The organism is Sphingobium xenophagum, from assembly GCF_002288285.1.
Lineage (GTDB): Bacteria > Pseudomonadota > Alphaproteobacteria > Sphingomonadales > Sphingomonadaceae > Sphingobium > Sphingobium xenophagum.
On sequence record NZ_CP022746.1, the window covers coordinates 89,332 to 111,973 of the forward strand.

Below are 22,642 nucleotides of genomic sequence, written 5' to 3' on the forward strand. Positions count from 1 at the left end.
GTCTCCTATTTATGGGTGGGGCCGTAGGCGCGGGCGGCGCCGGCAGTGCGTCCGCCGTCGGCGAAGGGCGAATAGCCCTGCGCCGCGGCAGTCAGATAAAGACCCAATACGCCCAGGCACCAAAGGGCGTAGAGGAAGCTGCTGCGGCTCATGGCGCTTCCATCCCCCGCAACCAGTCGTCGGCATCGGCGGGTGAACCGTCCTTCTGCGCCAGCCGGGCATTTTCGAACAAGATGTGAAGGACCAGCATGAACAATGGTGGTAACAGGATCATCAGCACCGCCAGCCAGAAATTGGACGTGAAGCGAGCGCCGCGCGCCACCGTCAGGTTGACCTCGATCGGGGGCTGGCCTTCGGTCTTGTAGGTACTGCTCGACGCGTCAAAGGTCCAATTGCCAGAACTGCCCCAATGATGCGCCTGCGCATCGACGACGAGATCGTAAGTTCCGGCAGGCAGACTCGCAACCTTCAAGGTCTGCGACCGCGCCCCTTCGGACCAATAGCCGTCCGAGTCCCGGCCCGAATAATGTTCGTTCAGGGCATAGGCGTCATAGCTGTCCTGCGTCTTACGATTGACGAAGGCGACGTCGATATCGACCCAGCCTTGCTCCACACCGGGTGTCATCGCCTCGACCGTCATCGCCTGTTTGCCGAGCGGCAGCACGATTGGGCCGAATGTCTGCGACACTGTGGGGCCGTCGGGCGTCACCGACAGGCTGAACATTTGCGGTTGCATGGTCCTGCCGAACAGGGTCAGCAAAACCAGCAGCGCCACGAAGGACAGGGCAGCGATCGGCCACCAGCCCTTGATCCGCCGGGCATAGGGCGAAGGCTGGTGCGCCAGCGGCGTCATACCGGGTATCCAGACGGGCGGCGGATCGACATCGAATGCCGCCCGTATCTCCCGCCCGGTCAACAGTTCGCTGATCGTCCAGCTATTCTCCCGATCATCCTGTTCCAGGCTGAGCATGAAGCCGGGGCGTACATAGTCGCTCGCGCGCACTTCCTCGCCCGGCTTCACCCGCCAGTAGAATTCGCCCGCCACCCGCGTCACGCGCGCAGTTGTGACGCTGTAAAAGGGGGTGAAGCGTCGACCAGCGACGACCCGGTCCGGCCCGTCGCGCTGCGGCGCGGCGGTCAGCATCGTGCCCAGACTCCACTGGCCATTCTGCGCGATCAGCCAACGATAGCCGACATAGGGATTGAACAGCAGATATTCGTCCCAGATCGCCCAGCCGTCCGACCGTTGCAGCCAGCCGATCGCTTCCCATTCCACGCCGCGCAACGTGCCGCGCGTGCCGAGCGGGATCGCAAGCGAAGCCTGCATTTCATTGTAGCGGGTGATGATCCGCGCCGCCGGATCGGTCGCGTCGATCAGCGTGCCGCAATATTCGCAGGCCAGCGTGACCGTATAGCCGGCCGCGCGAAGGGCGATCGTCCCGCCGCAGGCCGGGCATGACAGGGCGCGGACGCTGTCCTCCTCAGCCATAAGCGGGCAGGCTCCAGCCGGGAAGCGGACGCAGGTTACGCGGTTGCAGCGAGGCCAGGTTCACATGATGGCCGACATAGAGGGACGGTCCATGCCGATCTTTCTGGAAGGAGGCGCAGCGCCCGTCGCGATTGCGAAAATCGACGCTTAGCGCTTCCCAGCCGATGGGCGCGGTGAAGGGCAGTTCGCCTTCGCAGCCGATGCAGCATACGGTGCGGATATCGGCGACCTCATAGGATTGTCCGGCGATATTGCCGCTTTCGCCCGGTTTGACAGGGGTATCGTTCATCAGGCGGCGGATGACCTGCGCCAGCGATCCCGTCAGTTCTACCTCGCGCAGCGCCATAAATTGGCCCATAGCCTCCCCAAGCCAGGCGTGACTGCCGTCAGCCAGAAGCATCAGCCATTCGTTCCAGGCGCCATCGTCCCAGGCCCAGCGCACCCGACCGATGATCTGGAAATTCTGATCGAAACAGCGCCCTTCCGTCCCGATCTGGATCGGGCTGATATCGAACGGCAGGACGCCAGCCTCCCCCATCCCCTGCGCGCCCTGATTGTAACGCACCACGAGCGTGCGACAATAGTCGCACACCCGAACGGGCAGCGCCGACGAGCGGAAGGCAACCTCCGCGCCGCAAGTGGGACAGGTGACCAACTGCATACGGTGCTATCGAATACGGCCCAGCAGTTCCGCCTTCTTCGTATCGAATTCGGCTTGGGTCAGCGCGCCCATATCCAGCAGCTTGTGCAGCTTTTCGATCAGCGCGAACGGGTCTTCGGCCGGGGCGGAGGGCGCGCTCGCTGTGCCGCCCAAGGCGCCGGTCATCGCCTGGCCGATGGCCAGCCCGGCCGCAGCGCCGGCACCGACCCCGGCAACGCCACCAGACTGAGCGGCGGCCGTCTCGATTGCTTCGGCTGCCTGGAATTTGGCGTAGCGGTCAAGATCGCCCAGCACGCGCATCGAACTGGCCTTGTCGAGATGTTTCTGTACCTCTTCGGGAAGGGACAGGCTCTCTACAAAGAAGCTTTCGACCGACAGCCCCCATTGGGCGAAGGTCGGCGTGACCGCGGCCTTGAGCGCTTCGGACAAAGCGGTCTGGCTGGCTGCCAGATCCAGGAAAGCGGTGCCGCCGCCGGCCACCCCCGTCGCAAGCGCAGTCTGGATCGCGGCACGCAGTTGCGGCTCGATATCCGCCACCTTCACCTCGCCCAGCGTGCCCATGATGCGCGAGGCAAAGGGTGCTACCTCTTTGATACGGAAGCTGTAACTGCCAAAGGCGCGGACGCGCAGCGGCCCCAGTTCGGGATCGCGTAGCGTCACCGGCTGCGCCGTGCCCCATTTCAGGCCGATCTGCTCCTTTTCGGAGAAGAAATAGACGTCCGACTTGAAGGGCGACTTGAAACCCTTGTCCCAGTTCATGATGGCCGTCATCAGTGGCAGGGTAGATGTGTCGAGCGTGTAAAGGCCGGGACCGAACATATCCGCGATCCGCCCTTCGTTGAAGAAGGCGGCGATCTGCCCCTCCCGCACCGTCAGTTGCGCGCCATTCTGGATTTCCCGGTCGGCGAGCGGAACGCGCCAGCCGAGCTGACCCGGCTCTTCCACCCAGTCGATGACATCCACAAACTGTTTCGACAGAAAATCCAATATACCCATGTCGCTCCCCCACGCTGGTCGCCAGCTTAGAATAGCAGGCCCACGGGACAAGCGAAATTGCAGCATGCGAGACTTATGACCCTTTTCTGATCTTGTCCGAGGTCGCGATCCGGTTCCGCTTGCAACCCCTTTGGCGCCGTTTGACGCCTTACGTCCTGCTCTCAACGGCGGACGAGAGGTCGATGCCCCCGTTGCCGAAGAGCCTTGGATATTCACCCGCGATTGCAAGAGCCATCAAACACTTGCTTAAACCGCAGCCGCAGACATTATGGCGCAAATCTCAGGGGGATGTTGTGCGGTTCACGATTTCTGCTTGCTTGGCGAGCCTGCTTGCCGGATCCACCGCTTATGCAGCGAACAGTAAGATTCAAACTGGGCCTGCGCCCAAATGGGCCGTCCAGTCGGAGCCTATGCCTGTTCCTGCCGACGCTGCAGGCGCGGTTTTCATCCGCCGTCAGGACACTGAGGTTCATCTCGATGACAAAGGGCAACTGCTCTACAACGGCTATCGCATAAAGATCCTACATCCCAACGCGCTTCAGCTTGGCAATCTGTCGCTGGCATGGAATCCAGCGGCTGGTTCGCCTGTCGTCCACGCAATGAAGATCCATCGCGAAGGTCAGGTCATCGACTTATTGAAGACGGCTTCGTTCGAGATTCTGCGTCGAGAAGACCAGCTTGAAGCGGCAAGGCTGGATGGCAATCTGACCGCCGTTTTGCGTGTGCCCGATCTCAGGGTCGGGGATGAAATCGAGTTTGGCGCAACGCTCCCTGCGAGTGATCCCACGTTGGGGAAGGACGATGCCGGCCTGCTTCTCCTTGCCGCCGATCCGGCGCCGGGCCGATACCATCTTCGTCTAAGTTGGGAGGAAAAAAACAAGCCCGCCATCAAGATGACCAACGATATGATGACGGTGGCTGAACAGAGCCCGAATGCCATCGACTATCGGTTCGACAACCCTGGCGTCCTGGCGCCGCCCAAGGATGCGCCCCCTCGTTATCAATGGCAGCGGGTCGTCGAGTATAGCAGTTTCAGCGACTGGCAGGGCATATCGCGCCTTTTTGCGCCGCTATTTGCCAATGCGTCGAGTCTGAACGCCAACTCCTCACTCAAGCAGGAGGCCGCCCGCATCGCCGCGGCCCATGCGAAGCCGCTCGACCGCGCTGCCGCCGCCCTGAAAATGGTGCAGCAGGATGTCCGCTATATTTATGTCGGGCTGAATGGCGGCAATCTGACACCGGCAGGAGCCGATGAGACATGGCAACGCCGTTACGGCGATTGCAAGGCCAAGACCGCTCTGCTGTTGGCATTGCTGCGTGAGCTAGGCGTCGAAGCCGAGCCGGTCCTCGTCAATAATAGTGGTACTGATGATGGCATGGATCAGCGGCTGCCCAGCCCACGCATGTTCGATCACGTGCTGGTACGGGCGAGCATCGATGGAAAGATCTATTGGCTTGATGGCACGATGCCTGCCGTTGTCCCACCTACACAAGAGCCGGTCATTTCCTATCGATGGGTTTTGCCGTTGACCAGGCAGGGAGGCGGTCTTGAGCGGCTTGGCTGGGCACCTGCTTCGCGACCGAATGAGATCACGCTATTCGAAATCGATGCGCGTGCTGGCTTCGACAAGCCCGCACGCATTACCAATACAACCATCAAGCGCGGAATCGAAGGCTTGCAGCAGGAGGTGCAATTTTCTGTAGCGACGCCCACGCAACTGCTCAGCGCGTTTCGTCAGAATGCGATCGGAAATACATGGCAGACCATCGAGGATGTTCAGTGGCGCTATGATGCGAAGGCGCAGGCCAGCATATTGACCGTCGTCGGCACAGGCGCCGTCGACTGGGACGATGACGGCGATGGAGTAAAATCGCTGGCGCTGCCGGGTGGTGGCTTCAACCCGCCAGAAAAGCGAATACGCGCGAAAGAGCAGGATCAGGCGCTGCCATTCTACAACAAGCCGGATTTTAGCTGTCACGTCACCACGGTCCGCCTGCCATCCACGACAAGGGCGGAGCAGTGGTCGCACAAGGATGATATTAATAACCGGATGTTTGGGCGCGCATATTACCGTGCATTCGACATATATGACGGCTCGTTGCGCATGATCCGTGGATCGAGAACCGAACAAACGGAAGTCGATGCTTCCAAAGCGCAGCATGACAATGGTCGCATCGCTGCGTTTGATAACAGCATGGCATGGATAACCTACAATCCGAGCGGCAAAAACACGGATGCTCAGGCACGCAGTAGAGTGCCTACAACGACCGAGATCGATTGGACTGGTGACAATGTGCCCTGCCTGGCATCTGGCCCGGATCGGTGAAAGCGGCGTAGGGTCAGCAGCGGCTGCGGGCCGTGCGGACCCGACCCTCTGGAGGCGTTCAGCGGCAAATTCCTTTCATATCGGGATCAGACGGTCCGCTAGCGATCCCAGGCGACAGAATATTAGCCCTCATGCTCGACCTGTGCATCAGTACGCTGTATTTGCGTTGTCTTACATCGACCTCGATCATAGCTGCCGACTGTCCGGATAATCTCGCCCTGCTCCGGTTCGACGCGATGGCCTCCCACAATTCCCGCGAGCACCCGCGCAATCAGTTGGTTGAGCCGGGTCACGACATAGCAGTCGATATTCGGCTCGGCATGTCCGTTGCCGATACCACTATCGTCGGTAAGGAAGATATAGCGCCCTCCGGTGAGCGCTGCCATCGCCCGCATGACATATTGGGCGCTATCCTCGACGCCGCTCGCCGCGATCGGGACAATTCTGACGCCCTGCTCGCGCAAATGCGCGACCGCATCGAGCGTCGCGCCGAACGCGTCGCGATGGGGTGGTGCGTCCGAGATCAGCAGCACCGCCTTGGCGGCCTCCGGGCGCCATTGCATATCGTCGGCTGCGATCAGGGCACGGTCGACGGCCTCGGGCATGTCGCCGCCGCCATCGGCATGGGCCGCAAGCAGCTGGTCGATGCCCTTTACGTAGATCCTTTGATGCAGGGAGAAGGACGAGAAGGCATTTCGGCCATGATCGCCGCGGCGCGATCGCAATTTCCTGGACATGACTTCGCACTCACCGGCCCGGTCGACGAGCATGGCGGCAATATCCGTTTCTCTTGGGCGCTTTCGATCGATAGCGGGGAGCCTGTGGTGCGAGGAACCGATTTCGTGCGGGTCGACGCGCAAGGGCGCATCGCAGAGGTCGTAGGCTTTCTAGATGGAGGTGCGGCATGACAGTGCCTTTTGTCGAAAGCGAGGATGGTCATCGTTGGAGCGATGGGGCCGCTTCTGGTCGCCTCGGAAGAGAAGCCCCGCCCGGCGCGTCGGCAGAAATGCTCGATATGCTCATGACACAGATGGGAGCGATTCTGGGGGCTGAATCGAGGCCACCAAGGATGCGTTTGCGCCGGGGACCAATCCAGCAGTCAGCGAATGGCTCGGTAGCATGATCCTCGACTGCTCACGATGGACCTCCATCGATCTCCAACGTGCCTTCATGCACACGGATTTCCGGGCGAAAGCGGAGGCGCTTCGGTTGCGGATGACGATCATTTACGGTGATCGCGATGCGTCGGTCCCGATCTATCCCACCGGCGGGCGCTATGCCGAACTGATCCCGCAGTCTCGGCTTGTGGTTCACGAAGGTGCGCCGCACGTCGTCATTCACCCAACGAGGCACGCGCGTGGAGTGAGCAAGCGGAACCTTTTCGTTGGGAAACTGCAAATTGCTCCTGATCTGCCCCCGCCGAATGGACCGATTGGTTTGTTAGTGAATTAAGGTTATTGCCGCCATATCCAGACGGAGGTGGAGCGAAGCGGAACCGGAGGCCGAGATATGGCGGTGTCGCCGTTTCCGGGCCGGTGGTCGGTAGCCCAGGCTGCCGTGCGGGCGGACAGTGTTGTAATGCCGCCGCCATGATTCGATCAGCACTTTGGCCTCGGCGAGACTATAGAAGATCTTGCCATTAAGCAGTTCGTTGCGAAGCGACCCATCGAAGCTTTCGTTATATCCATTCTCCCATGGTGATCCCGGTGCGATGTAGAGCGTCTTCACGCCGATCTGCCCCAGCCATTTCTGGACGGCAGTTGCGATAAATTCGCTGCCGTAGCACATTGGGAAGCGGCCCCTCGAAGGGGCGCATTGCCTTGATGAAGGCAAGGGCGCGTAGCGCCCGCAGGCTTCATCAAGGCAGTCATGATCGGCCCGCAGGTCTCTAAAGTGAAGTTGTCGACTCAACCCTTTGGAGACAGACCGACCATGACCAAGCGTAGCTCTAATCCCACCGACGCCGTGCTGGTAGCCATCGATATGTCCAAACACCGCCAGGAGGTCCTGATCGAACGTCCAGAAGGCGGACGCCGACGTCGCATGACGGTGATGGCGACAAAGGCAGATTATGATCGCCTAGCCACGGATCTTAGCGACATCGGGCGTCCGATCATCGTCGGCTTCGAGGCTACTGGTAACTACCATCGCACGCTGGCGCATCGCCTGCTGTCCGCCGGCTTCGAGTTGCGCTTGATCTCGTCCGTTGCCTTGGCTCGAACGCGCGAGGCTCTGCACAATGGCTGGGACAAGAACGATTCCAAGGATGCGCAAGTGATCCTGCACATGCTGCGGATCGGCGCCACCCAGCGATACGTCGATCCGCTCGCCGCCGGGATCAACGACCTGCAGGAGATGTCGAAAACGCACGAGGCGATCTCCAAGGCTAAGACGCAGACATGGCATCGCATCCTGACCCACTACCTGCCGCTCTATTTCCCGGAGATTGAACGCTTCGCTGGCAACAGCCGATCCGACTGGTTCCTTGCTCTGCTCGAACGATTCCCGACTCCAGCCAGCATGACTGTGCTCGGCCAGGAGACTTTCTCCCGCGAAGCATGGGACTTGGTCGGCCGCAAAGTGTCCAAAGCCCGGCTGATCAACGATATCTACGAGACCGCCTGCGCCTCCGTGGCGCTACCTGTCAACGAGGATTCCGTCTCGATCGCTATGTTCCGCATGGTGATCGCCCAAGCACGCAACCTGATCCGGCAGCGCGACGAGATCGAGCGAACGGCGCATGCCATGCTGGCCGAAAACCGCGATTATCAGCTTCTGCGCATGATCCCCGGCATTGGGCCCATCAATGCGTTGACCATTCTCGCCGAGGCAGGCGATCTACGCCGCTTCAGCCATCACCGTCAGTTCCTGAAGTTCTGCGGTCTTGATCTTGCGACCCGGCAGTCCGGTACATTCCGAGGCCGCACGATGCTGTCCAAGTACGGTAATGCGCGATTGCGGCGGACCTTTTGGATGGCTGCCCAGGTCGCCGCACGTCAGCGCAACAACAGTTTCCGCGACAAGCTCGGACGATACACTGCCGGGCACGCGGATGATGCCGATCGTCGCCGCAAGGCGATGACGGCGCTCACCGCCAAGATGGCGCGCGTTGCCCATGCCGTCATCAAGACGGGGACAGAGTACCGACCGTTCCTTGAACGGTCGGATGCCAGGTGGAAGGACCCCTCTCTGCAAGTGCCGTGAGGGCGCGAAAGCGACCCTGTAGATAATGTTCGGGCCTTCCACCTGGGTGCGTATCTCGTTCTAAGGACGGTGAGGACCACGGCCGCTTCGGCGCCGCTGGATCCTGTGTTTGCTATGGCAGGGAGCGATCCCGTTGACGGTGGAAGCCATCTGGCTCAGAATGCATGCCTCGCCGCTCAATGTCGGCGCATAGAGATCTGTTGACCAAATCTCGCTTTCCTTCGTGACCCAGGACGTTGTCCGACCGTATATGTGCGCGCGGGTCGCGGGAGATGAACAAGTCGGCCAGGGCCGCCAGCACGTCTTCATGGCGGAGCTGCCGTGCAACGATGGGCGCGAGGCATTCCCTGCTGGCCTCGTCGATGATGGTCAAGATACGGAACTTGCCACCCTCATGCGTGCGCCCTGCGAAGAAGTCGTAAGCCCATAATGCCCCGGATATTGGGGCTGCAGGCGGATGCAGGACCCGTCGTTAAGCCACATGCGTCCACGTTTTGGCTGGCGCAGCGGAACCTTTAGCCCCTCACGCCGCCAGATCCGCTCAACTCGTTTATGGTTCACTTTCCATTTGCCCTGTGTCGATCGATGCTGGCCCAGCACCCGGCAGATCCGTCGTTCGGACACCGGCACCGGAAGCTCTCGTCGCACATGATCGATGCAGCGTCGTCGTCGCGAGGGGCTTAGAAGTTTAGCTGAGCTGGCCTTCGGCTCCCCGTGCGGCTTCCTGAAGGATCAGTTTATCCAGTGTCAGGTCCGAGATCGCCCGGCGCAGCCGCTGGTTCTCCTTCTCCAGATCTTTCATTCGCTGAGCCTGATCGGTCTTGAGGCCGCCATACTCCTTGCGCCAACGATAATATGTTTGCTCGCTGACTGCGATCCGCCGGCATGCCTCGGCAGTCGAGGCCCCCTGCGCCAGCACGATCTCAACTTCACGCAGCTTGCCGATGATCTCTTCCGACTTGTGCTTCTTGCTTGGCGTCTGTCGTCCCTTTCGTGGTCCAGACTATCATAGTCTCTGGGCCACTCAGCGGGAGGCAGATCACTCTTTCACGTCGGACTATACTCAAAATCGATCACATTTCAGGGGAGTACGTCACGCGGCCTGTGTTGCTGAACGAGGAACGCCGCCCGCGGATTTCCCTGGGCGGCGTATGTTGTGTGTGTGTGTTTGGTTGCGGGAGTAGGATTACAAATAAACACGCACGGAATTGATTTATATAGCGACAAATTTCTGTTCGATTTTAGAAATTCAACAATTTAATCAACAACAATATTGAACTTCTTGAGACAATATAAACCTTTGTAGTTCCATTGTCAATTTGATGGCCGCACAGACCCACGAGGATTGATTTTGAATTTTGAATAGGATCCCTGCGGCACGAACATCTTCGCGCCTTGTCGATGATAATCATCAAAATCCGTTCTCCGGAGCGGGTAAAGCCTCCGCTTTTGCGGCCCCATCCGACGTGCTAAAAATTCAAAATTGTGCCAGCCAGATACCCACGGGGAGCACCTCGGCGGTTCAACAGATTGTGAATACGTATTATGTTAATTTTTATGGTCGGTGGCCCAATGAGTGCGATTGTGTCAGTTACATTCTGCGTGAGACCGGCCGCGAAACTCTAACCCGGGGTGGACCAGAGAATGGTGTCGGATCAAAGGAGCGGGACCCTACCTCTGAATGGTAACAATCAGGGGAGCAGGTCACCGTTTTCAGAAAATTAAGACCGAAGCGTTCGACCGCCGTGGCGAAATATTCAAAGGAATCAAGTATCGAGCAAAGCCGTCTGTGGCACTCCGAGTTTACGTGCTCAAGGACGGCCGTAAACATCTCACCTTTCGAAGGAAAATAACGCCCCCAGGGGCTCTTCGAGCCACCAACCGTTGCAGCTATTCCTCACATGGTTGTCTGGGGATAGCCATCCTGCAAAAAAGATCGTCGAGCTACGGCAATGATGAACTGCCGTTGATCGAATTGACGCTCTTCCCTTCGAGAAAGCGCCCCTTAATCTTGGACGAAATAACCACAATTATAAGTTCGCCGAGGAATTAGAAAGGATAGGTCGCAAGTAGCGGGAATCGATACAAAATCGAGCACGTCGAGCTTTGTCCGCGAAACCTGATTCCTGCGGATTGTGACAATCTAGCTTTCACAGATCGCAAGCAGCGTTTTCTTGAGCAGCGTCTTGGTATGGCTGGTGATCGGCGACGGGGCATCGGCATTAGCCGCCAGCTCCTCGGCCAGTGCAAGGTCCTTTTCGCCGATGCCCGCTTGGCTGGCAAAGAAGGCGCGTCGGGCGGCGTCTCCCGGATTGTTGCGGAAATCGATGAAACCCGCCATCGGCGGGGTGAGATTGCCGTTGCGCTTCATCACGTTCAGCAGCTTATCCATCGGCACGCCGGACGCCTCCGCCACATTGGCGACCTCGACACCCAGCATGATGCCGCACCAGGATACGAGATTGTTGCAAATCTTGAGCGCCATGGCCGATCCGAGCGGGCCGATGTGCATCCTGTTCGTCGAAAAGGCGTCGAGGATAATCCGGACGCGCTCGGCGACGGATTCATCGCCGCCGGTCATGCAGAAGACGAACGGACCATCCTTGGTCATTTCGGTGCGTGTAACCGGCGCGTCGAGGACGTCGACGCCCACAGAAGCGGCGCGCTTGGCAATCTGCTGCGCGGTCTTAGGCTTGATCGTGCTGTGGATGAGCAGGGTCGCGCCCCGCTTCATTACGGGCAACAGCGCATCGACGCATTCCAGTACCTGCGTATCGTCCCGCACGCAAATGCCGACAGCGTCGGCATCGACGCCGACATCCGCGATGGATGCGGCGAGCGTGGCGCGGCCCTCGAACTTCGCCAATGCCTCGGGAAACAGGTCGTACACAGTAAGTTCGAGCGGCAATTTGGCCAATTCCCGCGCCTGATCGCCACCCATGCTGCCAAGGCCGATGAAGCCAATTTTCCTGATATTATCCGTCATGAAATATCCCTGGCCTTTTCCAAGTTCGCAAGCGAGCTAATCACTGTGAACGTCCTTCGTAAATCCCCAACTGGGTCTGCCTGACTGCCAAACTATTGCAGGAGTGCCATGGCTAACGGCTCGACCCGTAGCTTTTCATCCGAAGCGAATGTGGCGCCAGAGCAGATGGCCGGCGTCATCAGACACCCGCTCCAGATCCGAGTTTCAGGCGTCAGCCCCGATGTCGCGGCAATTCAGCCGCCGATCCTGTTCAGCTCCATTGCAAATGGAGGTCTGGCACATGCAGGATATTGCCCACATAATATGGCACCCGGAAACCGTCCTTGATCCGGAATTCCGGTATGGCCTTGACGAATTCCTCGACCGCGATCTGCAGTTCCAGCCGTGCCAGGTGCATCCCCAGGCATTTGTGGATGCCACTGCCCAGCGACATGTGCGGCGCCTTGCGATCGAAGCGGATCGCCTGGGGATCTTCATAGAAAGCCGGATCGCGTCCCACCACGGGGGAACTAAACGCCACATAATCGCCGGGCATTATTTTCTGCCCATGAATCTCGATGACCTTGGTTGCGATACGGAAGGCCGTAACCGGCGCGAAAGCGCGCAGGAATTCTTCGACTGCCAGGACGATCAGCGATGGATCAACGCGCAGCGCGTTCTGTTTGTCCGGATGCGACGCCAGATAGTTGAAGATGTTGCCGAGCAGGGACGTAACCGTGTCGAGGCCGCCAATGTACAGATTGAAGCAATGGCCGAACACCTCGTCATCATTCCACAAACGGCCATCGACCTCGAAGGTCAGCACCTTGCTGATATAGTCGTCGCGCGGCTGCTGGCGGCGTGCCTCAATCTCTTCCAGCAGATAGTCCTTTACGCAGCGTACAGCGTTACCGCGCACTTGCCAGTCGTTGGAATGGAGCATTTCCTTTTCCCATTTAAGGAATTGCGTCATTCTTTCCTGCGGCAGGCCCAGCAGATCGAGGACGATGTAGATCGGGAATTTTTCCGAAAATTCATCGATGAAATCGCATTGCCCGCGATCCTTGAAGGCGTCGATCAAGGCCTGCGCTCGCTCGCGCACCTGCTCCTTCATCGCGAACATCTTCTGCGGTGAGAAATGACTGTTCAGCGCCTTGCGATAGCCGGTGTGGACTGGCGGATCGGCCTCGGTCGGAATGACCAGCCAGTTTTCGCCGATATTCTGCGCCCATTTGCCCATGCCGTTCTTGGTGAAATTGTCGGCATCGCGCAGCATTGCCTGTACATCCTCGGCATTTTTGAGCAGCCAGCCAGGTTGATCGCCCGGGAAGATGTTGGTGACATAGGTGATCGGCGGCAGCTCCGCATGCATCGCGGGGATCAGCACTTCCTGTGGATTGTCATAGATCACCGTCCGCGAAAAGAGCGGCAGCGCCATCGCCAGTTCGGGCGGCACGTGATCCGGCAGGGGCTGTTGTGCGACTTGGGTCATCATAGTCTCCGAAGCAAAAAGAGATAAATTCCACCCCTGCCAAAGACAGGTGCGATCGTGGCCGTCCGTCTGAGACTGGTGAGCATGCGGACGAGCCGCAATGACAGGAGGCGATGCACATGAGTGAGGCAGACGTGCTGGATCTGGAACAGGCGATCCGGGACAATTACCGGCTGTGGAACGAAGGGAAGCGCGAAGAACTCGATCGTCTTTTCCGGGCGTTGGGGCCAGAGGGGTTCACGATCGAATATGTCGGTTCGCCCGCCGTGGACGGCAACGCCGCGATGACGGAGATGTGGGCGGAATATGGAGGAAAATGCACGACCGAACCGCTGGAGGTGATCGTCAACGGCGCTGAAGGCGCCGCCTATGTCGCCAACCACCTGCAAACCAAGGATGGCGTCGTTACGCTGCCAAGCCTCGAAACCTACAAGGTCGCCGATGGCCGGCTGACGATCCGCTATTTTCATCGGACCGCTCACTAACCTCCCATGCTCCGACGTGCAGGCGCTGGACACGGCTCAGTCCTTCGCCTGCATGAAGGCCAGCAGGTCGGCATAATGGGGTTGGTGGACGAGACCGCCGCCCGAAATCGAGATGTTCTCACCCGTGATGTAGCGCGCTTCGTCCGAAGCGAGGAAGGCGACCAACGCCGCGATATCATCCGGCGTTCCGAATTCCGGCGTCAATATGTGCCGCTGGATGATTTCCTTCAGCCCTGGCACGGTCTTTTCCAGGGCTTCGGTCAGCACCACACCCGGCGCGATGCTGTTGCAGCGGATATTCTGCCGCCCATGCTGGGTCGCTACATATTTGGTGAGCCCGATGATCGCGGCCTTCGAGGAACCATAAGCGATGCGCGCCAGATCGCCCGCACTGCCCGAATTGGATGCGGTGTTGATGATCGAACCGCCCCCGCCCGCGACCATATGCGGGATGGCATATTTGCATCCGAGCAGATAGCCGGTGAGATTGACGTCGAGAATTTCGCGCCAGATGCCGATCGGAATATCGACGGCGGTGGTGTCCTGCGGGCTCTTGTCCGGATCGGTCATCGCCGCATTGTTGTGCAATATGTCCAGCCTGCCGAAATGTTCGACGGCGCGATCCACCATCGCCTTCACCGACTGCGGGTCGGCGGCATCGAACTGGACCGGCAGCGCCTTGTCGCCCAGCGGTTCCGCCGCGCGAACGGCGGCGGCCTCGAACAGGTCGGCGATCACAACGCGCGCGCCCTCCGCGACCAGGCGTCGCGCGACCGCGGCGCCGATACCGCCGCCGCCGCCTGTGACGATCGCCACCCTGTCTACCAACCTCGTCATCATGCGCGCATCCCCGGTGGTGGGCTGGCGAGAGAAGGCTGCATCGATCGCAGCTTGTCCCGCCAGCCGCTTATCCGATTAGAATTTAAACGTTGTTTCAACGCCATAGGTGACCGGCTGGCCAACATAGGCGGCTGCAATGCCCAATGTCCGATAGAGATCGGGGAAGCGGCGCAGCAGATATTTCTTGTTCGTGATGTTGCGGCCATAGACCGCCACTTCGACATTGGGATTTTCAAGCTGGAACGCGATACGCCCGTTGAAGATGCCATAGCCAGGTACGAAACCGAGGCGGTTTTCCGTGTCGTAAGCGGACTTGGTCGCCGCCGACGCTTGATCTGCCGCCCGGACCGCATCGAAATGCTGACCCCCGACATAGGAATAGGCGCCAGTGACGGCGAGCGTGCCGCCACCCAGCGGAATTTTCTGCGTGGCGCTGACGTTCAGCTGCTTCTTGGGCAATTGCAGCAGCGGCAGGCCGCTCAGGTCGACGACGCAGCCGTTGGCGACCCCGGCGCTGTTGGTGCATCCGCTGCCGGCCACCACCTGGATTTCGCTGAAGCTGCCCTTCACATATTTGCCGTCTTGCAGCGAGCCATTGAGGCTGAGCGTCATACCTTCCCACGGCACGGCCGTGATTTCATTTTCCATGCCCCAGATGCGGACCTTGCCATTATTCTGGATATATTGGGTAACGCCGATGCCGGTCACGAAGCTGTTGACGATCGCCTGATTGTCATCCTTCCAGGTATGGAAGACCGCCGTGTTGAACCGCAGGCGGCGGTCGAAGAGATCGACCTTCAGGCCGGCCTCGACGTCCTTGACCTTTTCAGGAGAAAAGGCGGGCAGACCACCGGCGCGCAGGTTCCAGCCGCCAGCCTTGGCCGCGCCGCGGGTCGCGGCATAAAGGAAGAGATTGTTGCTCGCCTGCCAGTCAATACCCAGGTTCCAGGCTGGATAGTCGAACTTGGCATTCTGCTCCTGATTGCAGCTGGTGGCCGTCACGGGGCTCGTTGGCGTCACGGTGCAGTTGATGCCGGTCGGCGTGCCCGCCACGGCGACGTTATACGGCAGACCATATACCTGTGCATTGTGCAGCACGCTGTCGCGGGTGTCCCAGGTATAACGGAAGCCGCCGACCGCACGCAGCTTCGGCGTCAGTTCATAATAGGCCTGCGCGAACAGACCGAAGGTCTTGTTGGTGACGTCGGCATTGGAATCGCGGATGAGTCCGCCGAAAATCTGCGAGCGACTGAATTCATAGCCGCTTTCCTTGCCGGCATAGGCGCCCGTGATGAAGCTAAGGCTGTCGGTGATATTGCCGGAAAGCTGGAATTCCTGAGAAACATAATAGGATCCAGACCCCGCAAAGGTCGCCAGCAACGGCACGGCCGTACCGTCCGTATCATTCTGGCCATAGTTCATCGAATGGCGATAGCCGGTGATCGACTTGAAGTTCAGGCCGCCCAGTTCGATGTTGAGCGTGCCGGAAAAGCCATATACTTCCAGCGTATTGAATGGCTGCACGCCATAGAGAGCCCGCGCTTCAGGGGTGAGCGTGCCGATAGTGGCCGGGACCGATGTCCCGGTCGCGGTGTTGCCCCACCAATGGTCCTTGGTCAGCAGGCCCGCCGTCAGGCCCGGCTGGAAGGCGGCGGGGACGATCGCCGGATTGAAGGCCCAAAGTGCGATCTGCTGACCATGGTTGTACTGACGGTTCCAGTCGCCCGAAAGGGTCAAATCCCAGCCATTGCCTTCATATTTCAGCTTGCCGCGCAAGAACTTGCTGTTGTTATCGGAAAAGTCGCGGTGGGTGGCGAAGTTGTCGCCATAGCCGTCCCGGTCACTGATTGCGCCGCTCAGGCGAATTGCGAGCCCCTCTGCCAGCGGCACATTGATATTGGCCTGCGCACCCAGCGTGCTGTAATTGCCAAACTCCGCCTTGAAGGCGCCGCTGAGCTGGTCGTTGGGATCATTGGTAACGATGTTGATCGCGCCGCCGGTCGTATTGCGGCCAAAGAGCGTGCCCTGCGGCCCGCGCAGAACTTCCAGCCGTTGCACGTCCTGAATGTCGGTCATGCCCGTCGAGGGCCGAGGGATGTAGATCCCGTCAATATAAGTGGCGACCGCCGGATCGTTGGCGAGAATAGGCTGGAGATTGCCCTGACCGCGGATGGCAACGAAGACGATGCCGTCGCCGCCGGCGGAACCGCGGCCGATGACCAAGCCCGGCGCGGTGCGCTGAAGGTCGACGACATTTTCCACCTTGGCCGTCGTCAAGGCTTCGGGGGTTAGCGCCGTGACGGCGATCGGGGTCGTCTGGAGGCTTTCTTCAGTGCGGCGCGCCGTGACGACGATATCCTGAATGCCTTCGCTAGCGCCCGATTGCGGCTGCTGCGCATAAACGGGCTGCGCCATGGCGGCGACGAGCGCGCCCATGCCGATCGCGCCCAGAGTGACGGCCTTCCTGCTCATATCTTCCTCCCCATCATTGTATGTTGCCTCGAATTCCAATGTGGAGCCGTCTAACTTGGAGCCGATCTGCTCCATAGTGGCCGGTCCACGGTTGACTGTGCGGCGATAGAATTTGGCCGCTCATCGATATTTTCCTGCTCGCCCGATCAGTGGACCTGCGCTGATGCCGACCGAAAAGCCTTGGGCGTTTGACCCGTCGCGGATCGGAAAGCGGCAGAAAAGGCGGACGTGCTGTTGAAGCCGCATCGCCAGCTGATTTCCTTGATGCGGGCGCCATCGCTTCGCAGCAGCTCCTTCGCCAAAGCAATCCGGCTGCGGGCGACAAATTCACCCAGGCTGACGCCCGTCCCTTCCTTGAAAATGCGGGCGACATGACGCACGCTCATGTTGCAGTCGCGCGCAATGTCGGCGACGCCAAGAGGCGCGGAGAGATTTTCCATCACATAGTCGATGACGTTCTGGACCTGTCGCGTGCTGCGCGAATGCAGCCCGCCCCGTTCGGGCCTGCCCATGTGCCGAGCCAGTTCGACCGCCAGGCCCATCAGCATTGATTCGACAAGCGTCTGGCTGGCAAAGCCGGGCGTCCGCAATTCCGCAGCCAGCCCAGCAAAGAGCCGACGCATGGAAATATTCTGGACGTCGGCGCAAGGCTCAACCTTGTTCAGCGGCTGCTCGCCGTCGAACAGTTCGTCCAGAAATTCTTCTCCCAGCGCGACGCAGACGAGATGGCGCTCCTGAAGCGCTGGCTCTCCGAAATATTGGCGATGCGGCGGCATGTAGAGGATGTCCCCCGACGCTGCGCGCCGGTCGGGGCGGCCCATGCTGACCATGCTGCGCCGCGGCTGCCCATCGAGCGAATAGTCCAGATAATGCTTCTCTGGACTAAAGATGCCGCTGCTGGGCTGGACCCAATCGAAATGACGCACATCCACATGCGCGTCGCGAACGCGCGCCGCTGCTTCGATGTAGAAATTCTGGACGCCAGCCCTAGCCTGACCGGTCCAATCGCTTTCCGGACGAAACATCTCTACCTCTGCCAGGTTATATTCTGTTGATAAACCTGCATAGGCGCGCCATGCGCTTTTACTTCTATCTTCGGATAGGTGGTCAAGGCTCCATGTGCGGGCACATCCCTCCCTGTGCCCGATCGAGGCGCGGCATCGGCGACAGGTTTCGCCATGCACCCAGTTCGATACAAAAACAGGAGGCGCTCAATGTCCATCGCACCGTTCTTGCAACTGCGGACGCCATGAGAGCGCTATCGGACCAACCGGCGGCCATCGGCCATTATCCCTGGTATGTGCTAGGCATATTGACGCTGGCGCAGACCTGCCATGGCATTGATCGCGCCATCATCGGGCTGGTGCTGGCGCCGGTCGGGCATGAATTTGGCCTTTCCGACGGACAGTTGGGGATATTGGCGGGCTTTGCCTATGGCATATTCTTCGCGCTCGCCGCCCTGCCCTTCGGCGTGGCCGTAGATAGCTGGAACCGACGCAACCTGATGGCGGCCGCGTTGACGCTGTGGAGCGGTGCGACGGCCCTGTGCAGCCTCGCAACGGGTTTTTGGACATTGCTCATAGGCCGCGCCGCCGTAGGGACCGCCGAAGCGGGCGGATCACCTACGGGCATGTCGCTGCTGAGCGATTATTTCGGCGAAGACCGGCGCGCGACAGCCATCGGCATCTGGTATCTGAGTTCGGGAATCGGCCTCGCCATCGCGTTCATAGTGGGCGGCGCGATCGTGCAGAGCGCCGGATGGCGCTGGGCGTTCGTGGCCGCCGGCGTGCCGGGACTGGTGCTGGCGCCGCTGCTGCTGTTCACGGTCAGGGAACCCGTGCGTGGCGCGCATGACGGGCCGGCGCCGCAGCAGGAAGAAACGTTAAGGCTGGGGCAACGTATCCGTCTGCTCGCGGCGCGGCCCGGACTACTATATTGCATCTTCGCCATCGTCCTGATCGCGGCGGGCATTTACGGCATGAGCACATGGCTCACCACCTTCCTGATCCGGGTCCACGGCATGCCCATTGCGAAGGCGGGCATCCTGATCGCCATCGCCTATGGCGGCCTCGGCTCGCTGGGCGGATTCCTCGCGGGCTGGGTGATCGACCTCGTCAATCGCCGGCGAGGTGGCTTCGATCCGGCTAGGACATCCCTGTTCGGCGCGGTGATCCCGTTGCTCACGGCGGTGACCGGCGTCGGGACGGTCCTGTTCCACGACGTCGATTTGATGCTGGCGCTGCTGATGGCCTGCGGCTTCCTCAGCGCGTCCTATAATGGCCCGATCTACGCCGTCATCGTGACGATCGCCGGGCCGCGCCTGCGGGGTCTTGCGGTATCGCTGGTGCAGTTGGGCGCGAACCTGATCGGCGTGGGCGCGGGCACCTATCTGATCGGCGCGGTCAGCGACTTTGTCGGGGGAACGGCCGGTGTCGCCTGGGGAATTGGCACCGCCATGCTGTTCACATTCGCCGGGGGCATATTGCTGCTGCTGGCGGCGCGCGCGATCCGCCGCGCCAAGGCGAGCGGCGAAGCATAAGAAAAGGGCGGCCCGGTGTTTCCACCAGGCCGCCCTTCATCCTGCACGTCCCCTCACTTCGCGGCGTTGCGTTCCTTGCGCCGTGCCTTGGCGGCCTCGATTCCCCGGAATACGGTGGTCGTATTGCCCGCCCCGGCATAGAACAGCAGGAACAGCGGCAGGAAATCCAGCTCCTCATCGGTGAATTCTTCGTTGATGAGGGCGCCGTTCATCTGGATCTCGACCAGATCGGCGCGGCCCAGCATGGCCGTCGCGCCCAGCACCAGCAAGCGCTTCTCCCGCATCGAGAAGATGTCGCTCGCCCACAGATTGGCGAACTGGTTACCGACGATTTCCTGGTTGAAGGACGATTCCCGATAGGGGAGCGTCATTTCCGACGATCCCGGCCCGTAGACCTTATCGAAGACTTCCAGTCCCTTCTGCCACTGTTCTTCACCGATACTCATGATTTTTCTCCCATCGCATTCTCCAGCCCGACGACCGTCCGATCGGTTCGGCGCGTCAATTCGACCAAGGGCAGCGCGATGCCGTAGCTGCGCCCCAGATCGATGGCCGCATCCAGATCCTTGACCATCAGGCCGCGGGTATATTCGCGCACTGCCGCTTCCTGCTCGCTGGACGACGGATCGTCGCGCACCGCCAACATCAACGGTCCGCCGACGCTGTCCGAACTGGCGTCGATCACTTCTGCGAGCTGGCGGATATCCACACCGGCATTGCGACACAGGACGGACGCTTCATAACCGGCGCGAAGGCAGCCGAAGACGATGACGTTGCGGGCGATCTTCGCGGCCATGCCCGCGCCGGGGCCGCCCATGTGCGCCACCAGCTTGGCAAAGCCGTCCAGCACCGGACGCACCTTCGCAATGGTTTCATCCGTACCGCCGACGAGGCAGACGAGGCCATGTTCGCGGGATTTGGGGCCACCCGTCACGCCGCAATCGACCAGCTCCACGCCCGCCGCGTCGGTCAGGGCGCGAATGGCGTCCAGATCCTCCATGGAGACGGTCGCGACCAGCACCACGGTCATGCCCGGCCGCGCTCGCGCCAGCACGCCTTCGGAGCCTGACAGCACATCGATCGTCTGCTTCGCGTTGACGACGGCGATGATGACGACGTCGGACTGCGCGGCCAGCTCCGCCGGGCTGGCGACGACGGGCGGCACGCCCTCCAGCGCGTCGGCAGCATCGGCGCGAATGTCATAGACCGCAGCCAATTGCTGTGTCCGCGCGAGACATATGGCGACGCCCGCGCCGATCTGCCCCAAGCCGATAACGCCTGCTCTTTCCATCCTCATGATCCTTTCCGCCGCTTGGTTCGCGGTCCTGTCATATCCAGGCCGCAAGGGTGGCATAGCCGGGGATGCGCCGTCATCCCGTCAGCTACCGCGTGGCCGAACCTCGACAGATTTACCGTATTTCACGACGCATTTGTTTCCAGCGGCAGATTTTTCGCAGCAAGGCAATAATGGAGAACCGCGATCAGGAGCACGGATGCCGACAATTGCATGCTCAGTTGCAGGCCGCTTGCCGATGCCGAGAGACAGGCGGCTGGCAGCGATGCCTTGGCCGAGACCAGGCAGTCGGCGGCATAATTGCCCTTATAGAGAAAGACAGCGAGGCGATCGCTGAGATAGCCCAACACCACCGATCCCAGCCCCAGCCCGGCGACGGTCTGGCCGAAAGCATGAAGCGCCGCGGCCGACGCCCGCATGCGCGGTTCGACCAGCGATTGGGTGATGGTCATGATCGCAGGCGTGAAGGCATAAAGCAGGGTGGTGGCGACAAAGAGAAAGGCGACCAGCCACCGCCAGTCCGATTGATGGATCGCCAACAGATAGAAGGGCAGAGCCAGCCCCACCGCGGTCGCGGGCGCCCAGCCGCCCCAGCGTATGTCCCGCCGGATCAGCCGCGCGATCAGATAGCCGCCGCTGACCTGTCCGACCATCGTCGCCAAACTGAACGACAGCGCGAACACAAGGCCCGCATGCGCCAGCGGGAGATCGAACCGGCGAACCAGCAAGGGAATGAGGAACAGGTTGGTGCCGAACCCCACCAGCCCGACGAAGCCGCTGCCAAAGGTCAGGTGCAGGAAGGCAGGCGAACGGGCGAGCCGCCGAAGCACCATGGCGAAGGGGGGCGTATCCGCACTCTGCCCGGCATCCTTCCGTTCAGGTTCGGGAATGGTCGTAACCAGCAGCAGCGCCAGCAACAGGCCGGGCGCGCCAACAGCCACGAGCGCAAGCCGCCAGCCGAACGCCTGCGCCACAGCGCCGCCTGCAATTGCGGCGATGGCGCCGCCCAGCGGTACGCCTATCGCGATCAGCGAAAAGACGACCGCGCGCCGCCCGGCATCGAACCGGTCGGAAATCATCGACACGAGCGCTGGCGTGAAGCCCGCTTCGCCGATGCCGACACCCATGCGGCAAAGCAGCAGCTGAACGTAACTCCCCGCCGCGCCGGACAACGCGGTCATCAGCGACCAGAGCATGGTCACCACGGCGATGATCCGAACCCGGCTGTAGCGTTCGGCCAGCCGCGCCAGCGGGATGCCGAGCACGGCATAGAAGATGGAGAAGGCCAGTCCACCCAGCATGCCAAGCTGAAGATCGCTCAGGCGCAGGTCGTGGCGAATCGATTCGCCGACCACGGCGATGATCGTGCGATCGATGAAATTGAACATGTAGATCGCACCCAGCAGCAGCAGGAACCATCTGTCCTGTGGCCGAAACCTGCCCGCGTCCTTCATTCCTTCTCTCCTGCCGTCCGGCGGCATTCATTGTGGGTGGGACAGATAGAACAGATTCTTTTCTATGTGTATTGGTTTTCTCTTGAAACCATCCTGGGACTGCGCCAACAGATCGTCATCTTTCGACAAAGGAATCTCAGCATATGAAGACGATCATCATTGCGCTCGCCGCTCTGGGCCTGACCGCACCTGCTTTTGCCCAGGCGCCTGCGGTGGATCGCAACGAGACGATCTACTCCGCAGACGGCACCAAGATCGGCAAGGTCGATCGCGTGCTGACGGCTGCCGACGGCGCCGTATCCGCCATTCGCGTCATCTATCGTGGCAAGTTCATCTCGATCCCCGCCACCACACTGACCGCAGGCGAGAAGGGCGTGACGACCAGCCTGTCGAATGCCGAGCTGAAGAAGCTGTGACTCCTTTC

18 protein-coding genes and 3 pseudogenes are annotated in these 22,642 nt (G+C 60.5%); 6 read left to right on the forward strand and 15 right to left on the reverse strand.

Annotated elements, in window-relative coordinates:
- Positions 1 to 5 precede the first annotated feature (5 nt).
- The 4 genes from CJD35_RS22750 to CJD35_RS15275 are packed head-to-tail and all read right to left on the reverse strand — an operon-like array spanning position 6 to position 3,146.
- Positions 6 to 152, reverse strand: a complete 147-nt coding sequence (locus CJD35_RS22750) for a hypothetical protein (protein WP_017180980.1) — start codon at positions 150 to 152, stop codon at positions 6 to 8.
- Entirely contained in the window at positions 149 to 1,489 is a 1,341-nt protein-coding gene (locus CJD35_RS15265; protein WP_017180979.1) for a DUF4178 domain-containing protein, read from the reverse strand. Before CJD35_RS15265 ends, CJD35_RS22750 begins: the two co-directional genes overlap by 4 nt.
- Complete coding sequence (locus CJD35_RS15270; RefSeq protein ID WP_017180978.1) at positions 1,482 to 2,150, reverse strand: DUF4178 domain-containing protein; 669 nt, start codon at positions 2,148 to 2,150, stop codon at positions 1,482 to 1,484. Before CJD35_RS15270 ends, CJD35_RS15265 begins: the two co-directional genes overlap by 8 nt.
- Positions 2,151 to 2,156: 6 nt before the next feature.
- Positions 2,157 to 3,146: an SPFH domain-containing protein gene (locus tag CJD35_RS15275; protein WP_017180977.1), complete on the reverse strand. Its 990-nt coding sequence runs from the start codon at positions 3,144 to 3,146 to the stop codon at positions 2,157 to 2,159.
- A gap of 92 nt (positions 3,147 to 3,238) precedes the next feature.
- Between CJD35_RS15275 and CJD35_RS15280 the strand changes: the two genes are divergently transcribed.
- Entirely contained in the window at positions 3,239 to 5,473 is a 2,235-nt protein-coding gene (locus CJD35_RS15280) for a DUF3857 domain-containing protein (protein WP_244917287.1), read from the forward strand.
- Positions 5,474 to 5,595: 122 nt separating this feature from the next.
- On the opposite strand, the gene CJD35_RS23085 is transcribed toward CJD35_RS15280, so the two are convergent.
- Positions 5,596 to 6,333, reverse strand: a complete 738-nt coding sequence (locus tag CJD35_RS23085) for a vWA domain-containing protein (RefSeq protein ID WP_241763559.1) — start codon at positions 6,331 to 6,333, stop codon at positions 5,596 to 5,598.
- Positions 6,334 to 6,592: 259 nt separating this feature from the next.
- Between CJD35_RS23085 and CJD35_RS15290 the strand changes: the two genes are divergently transcribed.
- Positions 6,593 to 6,925, forward strand: coding sequence for an alpha/beta fold hydrolase (locus tag CJD35_RS15290; protein WP_017180974.1), 333 nt, complete (start codon positions 6,593 to 6,595; stop codon positions 6,923 to 6,925).
- Here CJD35_RS15290 and CJD35_RS15295 read toward each other — a convergent pair.
- Positions 6,914 to 7,252: pseudogene (locus CJD35_RS15295) on the reverse strand (integrase core domain-containing protein); the annotation flags it as partial. The gene CJD35_RS15290 and the pseudogene CJD35_RS15295 sit on opposite strands and share 12 nt — an antisense overlap.
- 153 nt (positions 7,253 to 7,405) lie before the next feature.
- On the opposite strand from CJD35_RS15295, the pseudogene CJD35_RS15300 reads away from it, so the two are divergent.
- Positions 7,406 to 8,699, forward strand: a pseudogene (locus CJD35_RS15300) (IS110 family RNA-guided transposase).
- 213 nt (positions 8,700 to 8,912) lie between these two features.
- On the opposite strand, the pseudogene CJD35_RS15305 reads toward CJD35_RS15300, so the two are convergent.
- The 3 genes and pseudogenes from CJD35_RS15305 to CJD35_RS15315 form a co-directional block, all read right to left on the reverse strand.
- A pseudogene (locus CJD35_RS15305) lies at positions 8,913 to 9,626 on the reverse strand (transposase); the annotation flags it as partial.
- 1,194 nt (positions 9,627 to 10,820) lie between these two features.
- Entirely contained in the window at positions 10,821 to 11,663 is an 843-nt protein-coding gene (locus CJD35_RS15310; RefSeq protein ID WP_017180971.1) for an NAD(P)-dependent oxidoreductase, read from the reverse strand.
- Positions 11,664 to 11,913: 250 nt separating this feature from the next.
- Positions 11,914 to 13,134, reverse strand: a complete 1,221-nt coding sequence (locus tag CJD35_RS15315) for a cytochrome P450 (RefSeq protein ID WP_241763558.1) — start codon at positions 13,132 to 13,134, stop codon at positions 11,914 to 11,916.
- A 119-nt stretch (positions 13,135 to 13,253) separates the two neighbouring features.
- On the opposite strand from CJD35_RS15315, the gene CJD35_RS15320 reads away from it, so the two are divergent.
- Positions 13,254 to 13,619: a nuclear transport factor 2 family protein gene (locus CJD35_RS15320; RefSeq protein ID WP_017180969.1), complete on the forward strand. Its 366-nt coding sequence runs from the start codon at positions 13,254 to 13,256 to the stop codon at positions 13,617 to 13,619.
- 36 nt (positions 13,620 to 13,655) lie between these two features.
- Here CJD35_RS15320 and CJD35_RS15325 read toward each other — a convergent pair whose 3' ends face one another.
- The 3 genes from CJD35_RS15325 to CJD35_RS15335 all read right to left on the reverse strand — a co-directional run bounded on the left by CJD35_RS15325 (position 13,656) and on the right by CJD35_RS15335 (position 17,956).
- Positions 13,656 to 14,459, reverse strand: a complete 804-nt coding sequence (locus CJD35_RS15325) for an SDR family NAD(P)-dependent oxidoreductase (protein WP_081490866.1) — start codon at positions 14,457 to 14,459, stop codon at positions 13,656 to 13,658.
- 75 nt (positions 14,460 to 14,534) lie between these two features.
- Complete coding sequence (locus CJD35_RS15330; protein WP_017180967.1) at positions 14,535 to 16,931, reverse strand: TonB-dependent receptor; 2,397 nt, start codon at positions 16,929 to 16,931, stop codon at positions 14,535 to 14,537.
- 146 nt (positions 16,932 to 17,077) lie between these two features.
- Complete coding sequence (locus tag CJD35_RS15335) at positions 17,078 to 17,956, reverse strand: AraC family transcriptional regulator (RefSeq protein WP_017180966.1); 879 nt, start codon at positions 17,954 to 17,956, stop codon at positions 17,078 to 17,080.
- Positions 17,957 to 18,180: 224 nt separating this feature from the next.
- Between CJD35_RS15335 and CJD35_RS15340 the strand changes: the two genes are divergently transcribed.
- Positions 18,181 to 19,470: a spinster family MFS transporter gene (locus CJD35_RS15340; RefSeq protein ID WP_017180965.1), complete on the forward strand. Its 1,290-nt coding sequence runs from the start codon at positions 18,181 to 18,183 to the stop codon at positions 19,468 to 19,470.
- 53 nt (positions 19,471 to 19,523) lie between these two features.
- On the opposite strand, the gene CJD35_RS15345 is transcribed toward CJD35_RS15340, so the two are convergent.
- From CJD35_RS15345 to CJD35_RS15355, 3 genes are all read right to left on the reverse strand, one after another.
- Entirely contained in the window at positions 19,524 to 19,916 is a 393-nt protein-coding gene (locus CJD35_RS15345; RefSeq protein WP_026002038.1) for a carboxymuconolactone decarboxylase family protein, read from the reverse strand.
- The gene (locus CJD35_RS15350) at positions 19,913 to 20,767 is read right to left on the reverse strand and encodes an NAD(P)-dependent oxidoreductase (protein ID WP_241763557.1); all 855 of its coding nucleotides are present in this window, start codon (positions 20,765 to 20,767) and stop codon (positions 19,913 to 19,915) included. Before CJD35_RS15350 ends, CJD35_RS15345 begins: the two co-directional genes overlap by 4 nt.
- 122 nt (positions 20,768 to 20,889) lie before the next feature.
- On the reverse strand, positions 20,890 to 22,218 hold the full coding sequence (locus tag CJD35_RS15355) for a spinster family MFS transporter (RefSeq protein ID WP_017180964.1): 1,329 nt from the start codon (positions 22,216 to 22,218) through the stop codon (positions 20,890 to 20,892).
- A gap of 143 nt (positions 22,219 to 22,361) precedes the next feature.
- Here CJD35_RS15355 and CJD35_RS15360 point away from each other — a divergent pair, with 143 nt between their 5' ends.
- Entirely contained in the window at positions 22,362 to 22,634 is a 273-nt protein-coding gene (locus tag CJD35_RS15360; RefSeq protein WP_017180963.1) for a PRC-barrel domain-containing protein, read from the forward strand.
- Positions 22,635 to 22,642 lie beyond the last annotated feature (8 nt).